This is a genomic window from Lentzea sp. NPDC059081 (assembly GCF_042738015.1).
GTDB lineage: Bacteria > Actinomycetota > Actinomycetes > Mycobacteriales > Pseudonocardiaceae > Lentzea.
The window spans coordinates 29,144-35,300 of sequence record NZ_JBHYGW010000050.1 but is presented as its reverse complement, the minus strand read 5'-3'; the positions used below and the strand labels follow the sequence as shown (position 1 = coordinate 35,300).

Here is a 6,157-nt window from a genome sequence, read left to right as displayed (position 1 = left end):
GTGTCAAGCGGGCGAAAAGCGTGCCCGCTTGACACCCCTCCTCACGTGCAGCGAGTGCTTGTAGCGCTAGACGGGGGAGCCACCACCGCGGCCTCGCTTTGCTCGGGACTGCTCGCCTTCGGCCTCGCTGGGCTCGGCTTCGCCGTCGCGTTGGCTCGCCTTCGGCTTCGCTACCTTGACGGCGCCAGCGCTCGAAGTGGTGTGGGGCCTCGGTGTTCTGCGAGTTTGCGCCTCGACTGGTGCTCGTCCAGGGCGATCGTGTCCAGGTGGTCGAAGAGGGCCCTGGCTCGCGCCACGGCTGCGTCGTCCTGGATGAAGACGCGGGCGATGTCGGTTTCCGCGTGGACCACCGGCTGGGAGCGCTCGAACTCGAAGAGGGTGCACGGCGACTGGGAGGCCGCGGCGTGGGCGTCTGCCGGGATGATGCGCAGCATCGAGGAGTTGGCCTGCAGCCAGAGGTGCTGGTCTTCCATTTCCTGGGCGGTTCCCGGGTGGGTGCTCAGGGCCAGCTCGTGCAGGTAGAAGACGCAGTCGGGGCGGGTTGGGCGGCGCAGGACCGCCTGACGGTCGGTGTCCGGCGGGGTGGTGCCCGTGGCGGCGCTCAGGGCGCGCTCGTAGGTCGGGGTGCGCAGCAGGCCGTTGACGGTCAGGACGTCGTAGGCCGTGATCTTGGTGGCGCTCGCCTCCGCCATCGTCAGGGTGCGGAGGTTGTCCGGTGCCTGGGCGAAGTAGGTGTCGAAGGCGTTGTGGTAGCGGCGGAGGAAGTCGTCGAAGAAGTCGATGTCCTTGCCACAGGCGGTGAGGTACTGGGCCAGGTCGACGTCACTGGCCCTGATCTTGCCGTGTTCCAGGTTCGAGACCTTGCTGGGGTCCCAGCCCAGCTGGACGGCCAGGCCTCGGCCACGCAGGCCGGTGAACCTCTGCCTCAGGCGGCGCAGTTCGTCGCCCAGGTCTCGGCTGTACGCGGTGGAGCTCGTGGTGGTCACTCGCTCGACGCTAAGTGTTGGAGCGCAAGCAAGGTACGACTCGTTCGGGTGAGAACGCCGCTGTCAGTCGAGGAGCTTGCGGAGCTCGGTGTCGAAGTCGAAGTGGTCGTTCTCGTGGCCGGGGGCGACGACGTCGTAGGTGGAGTTCAGGAACTCCTGGAGCTCGGACGAGCGCACGTGGAAGATCGCGTGCGAGACGTCGGAGCGCAGTTCGAGGACCGCCGTCGTGCTGTTGTGCGGGCGCAGGCGCACGTCGCCGGCGCCGCTGGTGGTGATGAGGCCGTCGGCGAGCAGGTCGCGGCTCACGAGCCAGACGGTCTCCTGGCGTCCCATGCGGAACGTCATCGTCACGGCGTGGGGGTCGTCGGCGCGGTAGCCGAGCTCGACCTCGACCGGAAGCGGGCGCCCCGAGGGTGCGATGAAGGCGAAGACTGACTCCGCGCCCACTCGTGTCACGTTCGTCATGCCCCCTAAGACGCCTGGCAACCCCCGTGGATGCCTTGCTCAGGAAATGCGATCGGAACGTGATTTTCAATGGGCCTGAAGTATGAGATCCGGCATCCACGCGTGGTCGGACGGTGAGATCTGCGTCACCAAAAGCTTCTGAGCTGGGGTTTTGTCGAAGTTGAGCTGAGCTTGAGGTCCGGTCCGCCGCGATGTCGTGACGCCATTCGGAGTAATGGGAGAGGCATTCTGTAGTCATATCGGCGCGGAAAGTGACGGCGATCTGGTGGGCGCCAACAATTGACGGGCGTCTCACTTCGTTGTCGAAGACCCGTCGAAGGCGGTGCGAATTCGGTCGTAGGTGGCGGGGGCTGTCAGGCCGGGTTGCCGCGCGGGCGCAGGCGGCCGCCGGGCAGCGGGGGTGCGGGCAGGCGGGTGCCGGCGTAGCCCTCGACGCGGCCGAACCTGTCGGTCTCCGCCTGCCACTCGTCGCGGTAGGCGGCGATCTCGTCGTGGGTGCGGCCGACGAAGTTCCACCACATCACGATCTCCTCGCCGAACGGCTCGCCGCCGAGCAGCACCAGCCTCGCGCCGCCGGTGGACGTCAGCGTCAGGGAGGAGCGGCCCGTGCCGACGTAGCCGAGGTCGGCGGGCTGGAGCGCGGTGCCGGCCAGCGTCACGTCGCCGGTGTCGAGGAGGACGCCGTGCTCGAACGACGGGTCGACGTCGAGGGTGAGGGTCGTGTCCGCCGGCAGCACGATCTCGGCGCCCAGCAGCGGGGAGAACGTGGTCACCGGGGAGGCCGAGCCGGCCAGCGAGCCCAGGAACACCCGGATCGCGGCGCCGTCGAGCTCGACGGTCGGCGGGACGTGGTGCTGGAAGTCGCGCGGTGCGTCGCGGTGGGCGTCGGGCAGGGCGAGCCAGAGCTGGACGCCGTGCAGGACGGTGGAGCCGGGCGTGGACACCTCGGAGTGGCAGATGCCGCGGCCGCCGGTCATCAGGTTCAGCTCGCCGGGTCGGACGAAGGCGTGCACGCCCAGGCTGTCGCGGTGCTCGATCTCGCCGGTGAAGAGCCAGCTCACGGTCTGCAGGCCGGTGTGGGGGTGCGGGGCGACGTCCATGCTCACGTCGTCGGGGCCGTAGTGGTCGCAGAAGCACCAGGCGCCGATCAGCGAGCGCTGCTTCTGCGGCAGCGTGCGGCGGACGGACATGGCGCGCGGGCCGCCCAGCGGGACGTCGCGCGGGCCCAGGACTTCCACGCCGCCGGGGGTGGACGCGCACGTCACCTCGGCCGGCTCGGCCTCGACATTGCTCACACCGGTGATCGTAGGCCGTTCAGCTGACTCACAGCTGGCTCTGGCTGGGCGCTCAGGAGCGGTGCCGAGGATGGGACAGGCCGAGACCGAAGGAGCACCTCATGAACGCCGACCTGACCACGGCCAGCGGATCGCGGTGGGAGCCGGCCGCGCCGCCCGTCCCGCCCCCGCCCGTCGGGCCACCGTCCGTCGAGCGACCGCCCGTCGCACCACCTCCGGCGCCCGCCGTGCGGTCGCGGGGGATCACCGGCCCGATCGTCGCCGGGGCGCTCGGGCTCGCGGTGCTCACGGGGCTGGGCGGGTTCGCGCTCGGGCTCGCGGTGGGCGGCAACGGCACGAGCCAGGTGCGGCAGGACTCGCCGGAGCAGGGGCAGCTCCCCGGTGACGGGCAGTTCCCCGGCGACGGGGGCGGCCGGTTCGGCACCGCGCCGGACGACGGGTCGAACGGCCAGGGGACATGACCCTCGCCGTCGCGCGAAGACGCCCTGCCGACACCGGGTTGCGGGCCGTCGCCACGGGCGGGTTCTGGGCGGGGCTGCTGCTCGTCACCTACTGGTGGGCGGCCGGGGGCGGGATCACCGACCTGGGCGGCTGGGAGACCGGCCTGAACTCGCTCGGGCGGCTCACCGGTCTGCTCGGCTCTGACCTGCTGCTCGTGCAGGTGCTGATGATGGCGCGGCTGCCGGTGCTGGAGCGGGCGTTCGGCCAGGACCGGCTCGTCGCGGTGCACCGGGTCGTCGGCTTCACGTCGTTCAACCTCGTGCTGGGCCACCTGGTCCTGATCACGTGGGGGTACGCGGCGGGTGACCTGGCCGGGGTTCCCGGCGAGTTCTGGGACCTCGTCGTCGACTACCCGGCGATGCTGCTGGCGCTGGCGGGCACCGCGTGCCTCGTGCTGACGGTCGTCACGAGCATCAGGAAGGCGCGCAAGAAGCTGCGGTACGAGTCGTGGCACCTGCTGCACCTCTACGGCTACCTGGGCGCCGGGCTCGCGCTGCCGCACCAGCTGTGGACCGGTCAGGAGTTCCTCACCTCGACGGCGGCGACCGTCTACTGGTGGGGCCTGTGGGCGGCCGCGGCGGTGGCCGTGCTGGTGTGGCGGGTGGGAATGCCGTTGTGGCGCAACGCCAGGCACCGCCTGCGGGTGACGTCGGTCGTGCCGGAGTCCGACGACGTCGTGTCGGTCTACCTGAGCGGACGGGACCTGCACCGGCTGCCGGTGCGGGCGGGGCAGTTCCTCGGCTGGCGGTTTCTCGGCCGCGCCGGGTGGACGCGCGGCAACCCGTACTCGTTGTCGGCCGCGCCCGACGGCCGCAGCCTGCGGATCACCGTGCGGGCCCTCGGTGACGGCAGCGCGGCGCTGCGCCGGATGCCGCCCGGCACGCCCGCGGTGTTCGAGGGTCCGTTCGGCAGGCTCACCGACCGGGCGCGGACCCGGCAGCGGGTGGCGCTGGTCGGCGCCGGGGTCGGGGTAGCGCCGCTGCGCGCTTTGGCGGAGGGCCTCGACTACGGGCCAGGCGAGGCGGTGTTGCTGCACCGCTTCACCGGGCGGCCGTTGTTCGCCGGCGAGCTGGACGTCCTGGCGCGCGAACGAGGTCTGCGCGTCGTCGACCTGCCGGGGCACCGGAGGTCGGCGGGCTCGTGGCTCGGCGAGGGCGTGCCGGTCGACGACCTGGCGGCGTTGCGGTACCTGGTGCCCGACATCGCCGAACGCGACGTCTACGTGTGCGGCCCGGCGCCGTGGGCGGAGTCGGTGAGGCGCGCCGCGGTCGCCGCGGGCGTGCCGGAGGAACGGATCCACGTCGAGGAGTTCCGGTGGTGACCCCGTGAAGCGCATCGTCTTCTGGCTCGTGGGCACGGCGACGGCGGTGGCGCTGCTGCTCGGCTACCGCACGTCGTTGTCGGGCCCGATGACCACGGCCGCCCAGCCGCTCGCCGCGTCGTCGCCCGGCGGCGCGAACACCGTGACCGGGCCGAGCGTGGACACCCGCTGGGGTCCCGTCCAGGTGGAGGTCACGTTCAACGGCGGGAGGATCACCGCGGTCACGGTGCCGGTGTATCCCGACGGCAACCGCAAGGACCAGCAGATCAACGCTCGCGCGTTGCCGATCCTCGTGCAGGAGACGCTCACCGCGCAGAGCGCCGACATCGACACCGTGAGCGGGGCGACGGTGACGAGCGAGGGGTACGTCTCCTCGCTCCAAGCCGCGTTGGACCAGGCCGGCAGGTGACGTTATTGATCAACACGACCGGGTGGTTGTGGATCTTCGCGCGCACGTGGCGGGCAACGGGCACGTGCTCGACGTGAACGGCCGCGCGCTGACCGCGCTCGCGATCGACGGGCGAAGGATCTGGTTCGACTTCGGCGACCTGTGCGGGAAGCCGACGTCCACACAGGACTACCTGGTGCTCGCGGAGCGGTTCGACGACCGGGTGGTCGCCGGCGTCCCGCTGCGGGAGATCGTCGGCGGTGAGGCGCTCGACGTCGCCAGGACCGCGAGCGAGCTGGAGGTGATCAACACGACCGGGTGAACAGTTGGACCCGCTCCACGGCCGATAGACACCAAAACCCCTGTCGTAGGAGCAGCAAGTGAAGATGGCGCGCGCCCGCGTGGGCGAGCTGGTGGAGAGCAACGGGTTCCAGTTCTTCGTCATCGGCGTGATCGTCGTCAACGCGATCACGCTCGGCGCGGAGACGTCGACGGTCCTGCACGCGAAGTACGGCACCGTGCTCACGGCGATCGACCACCTCGCGCTCGCGATCTTCACCGCCGAGCTCGCGGCGCGGCTCTACGCGTTCGGCTGGCGGTTCTTCCGCGACCCGTGGAACGTCTTCGACTTCGTCATCGTGGCCATCGCCCTGATCCCGACCGCGGGCCCGTTGTCGGTGCTGCGCAGCCTGCGGATCCTGCGGGCGCTGCGGCTCGTCGCGATGGTGCCGAGCATGCGCCGGGTCGTCACGGCGCTGGTGCGGTCGATCCCGGGCCTGGTGTCGTTGTCGGGCCTGCTGGTGCTGCTCGTCTACGTCGGCGGCGTGATCGCGAGCAACCTGTTCGGCGACACCGGCGACCCGCGGTTCTCCGGGCTGGGGCCGACGTTGCTGACGCTGTTCCAGCTCACCACCGGCGACGGCTGGTCCGACGTCATGCGCGACCTGATGGAGCACAAGCCCTACGCGTGGATCTTCTTCCTGGTGTACCTGATGGTCGGCACGTTCACGATGCTCAACCTGTTCATCGCCGTGGTGTGCAGCGCGATGCAGGAGGAGGTGACGGTGCCGGCGCAGCGCTCCGCCGCGCACGACGACCTGCTGGTGCAGGAGGTCAGGGCCTTGCGCGAAGAGGTGCGGGCGCTGCGATCGGTTGCCTGAGAGCGGTCACATGACGTGATCGCGAGCATTCTTTCCGCGAG

Annotated in this window: 8 protein-coding genes; 5 read left to right on the top strand and 3 right to left on the bottom strand. The window is 70.7% G+C overall.

Features of this window, described 5'->3' with window-relative positions:
* Window positions 1-170 precede the first annotated feature (170 nt).
* The 3 genes from ACFWV3_RS44480 to ACFWV3_RS44470 all read right to left on the bottom strand — a co-directional run bounded on the left by ACFWV3_RS44480 (window position 171) and on the right by ACFWV3_RS44470 (window position 2,746).
* On the bottom strand, window positions 171-986 hold the full coding sequence (locus ACFWV3_RS44480) for a helix-turn-helix domain-containing protein (protein WP_382420190.1): 816 nt from the start codon (window positions 984-986) through the stop codon (window positions 171-173).
* Window positions 987-1,049: 63 nt separating this feature from the next.
* A complete protein-coding gene (locus tag ACFWV3_RS44475; protein ID WP_382420188.1) occupies window positions 1,050-1,451 on the bottom strand; it encodes an SsgA family sporulation/cell division regulator in 402 nt (133 codons plus the stop codon).
* A gap of 353 nt (window positions 1,452-1,804) precedes the next feature.
* Window positions 1,805-2,746, bottom strand: coding sequence for a pirin family protein (locus tag ACFWV3_RS44470; protein WP_382420186.1), 942 nt, complete (start codon window positions 2,744-2,746; stop codon window positions 1,805-1,807).
* Between the two features lie 101 nt (window positions 2,747-2,847).
* Here ACFWV3_RS44470 and ACFWV3_RS44465 point away from each other — a divergent pair, with 101 nt between their 5' ends.
* The 5 genes from ACFWV3_RS44465 to ACFWV3_RS44445 all read left to right on the top strand — a co-directional run bounded on the left by ACFWV3_RS44465 (window position 2,848) and on the right by ACFWV3_RS44445 (window position 6,116).
* Window positions 2,848-3,207, top strand: coding sequence for a hypothetical protein (locus ACFWV3_RS44465; RefSeq protein ID WP_382420184.1), 360 nt, complete (start codon window positions 2,848-2,850; stop codon window positions 3,205-3,207).
* A complete protein-coding gene (locus tag ACFWV3_RS44460; RefSeq protein WP_382420182.1) occupies window positions 3,204-4,568 on the top strand; it encodes a ferric reductase-like transmembrane domain-containing protein in 1,365 nt (454 codons plus the stop codon). Before ACFWV3_RS44465 ends, ACFWV3_RS44460 begins: the two co-directional genes overlap by 4 nt.
* 4 nt (window positions 4,569-4,572) lie before the next feature.
* Window positions 4,573-4,977 carry an FMN-binding protein gene (locus ACFWV3_RS44455; protein WP_382420180.1) on the top strand — a complete coding sequence of 135 codons (405 nt, stop codon included), beginning with the start codon at window positions 4,573-4,575 and terminating at the stop codon, window positions 4,975-4,977.
* 4 nt (window positions 4,978-4,981) lie between these two features.
* Window positions 4,982-5,278 carry an AFG1/ZapE family ATPase gene (zapE, locus tag ACFWV3_RS44450; protein ID WP_382420194.1) on the top strand — a complete coding sequence of 99 codons (297 nt, stop codon included), beginning with the start codon at window positions 4,982-4,984 and terminating at the stop codon, window positions 5,276-5,278.
* Between the two features lie 64 nt (window positions 5,279-5,342).
* A complete protein-coding gene (locus ACFWV3_RS44445; protein ID WP_382420192.1) occupies window positions 5,343-6,116 on the top strand; it encodes an ion transporter in 774 nt (257 codons plus the stop codon).
* The last annotated feature ends 41 nt before the right edge of the window (window positions 6,117-6,157 follow it).

Coding starts and splice junctions, on each gene's coding strand:
- ACFWV3_RS44460 (WP_382420182.1), top strand. CDS start 3,204: ATGACCCTCGCCGTCGCGCGAAGACGCCCTGCCGACACCGGGTTGCGG.
- ACFWV3_RS44465 (WP_382420184.1), top strand. CDS start 2,848: ATGAACGCCGACCTGACCACGGCCAGCGGATCGCGGTGGGAGCCGGCC.
- ACFWV3_RS44445 (WP_382420192.1), top strand. CDS start 5,343: ATGGCGCGCGCCCGCGTGGGCGAGCTGGTGGAGAGCAACGGGTTCCAG.
- ACFWV3_RS44475 (WP_382420188.1), bottom strand. CDS start 1,451: ATGACGAACGTGACACGAGTGGGCGCGGAGTCAGTCTTCGCCTTCATC.